Source organism: Actinomycetota bacterium (genome assembly GCA_005888325.1).
In the GTDB taxonomy this organism is placed as follows: Bacteria; Actinomycetota; Acidimicrobiia; order Acidimicrobiales; family AC-14; genus AC-14.
This window is the reverse complement of sequence record VAWU01000078.1, coordinates 1-530: the sequence shown is the minus strand read 5'-3', so window position 1 is coordinate 530 and position 530 is coordinate 1.

The window sequence follows — 530 nt, the reverse complement described above, 5'->3', positions numbered from 1 at the left end:
ACTGGCGTGAGCGAGTTCTAGTCGTTCCTCGGCCGCTTGAGCAGTACGACAACGCCGCCGTCGAGCATGGGCGTCAACCCGACGGCCTCCCAGCCCCGAGCGCCCTCCTCGTTCAGCGTTCGCACCGCCGCCGATGCCGCGGGCGAACTCGTCGGGGGTTCAAACGTTGGCAGGGAGATGATGTGGTATTCCCAGGAGGTCACGCTTGCATCATTGCTCTGTTCGTCATCACGGACGACCACGCGAGACCGAGCGCTACGGGCGGGCCGTGGAACGTCATGGCCGACGTGATGTTGACGGGCGAAGGCGGGCGCTTCCCCGCAAGACCCTGGCGCGCTCAGCGAGCGGCAAAGCGACGCATCCCGCGTTGGTAGGCCCGCGGCGCCAGCGTTCGGCCGATGGGGGCAAGCAGGGGTAGCCAGGCGGCGTTGATCTCCATCCGGGCGCCCCCCATGCGCTCCATGACCAGCTCCGAGACTTGCTCCTCGGTGCGCCGCACGAGCTTGGGCGGCAGGGAATCGTCGGGTCCG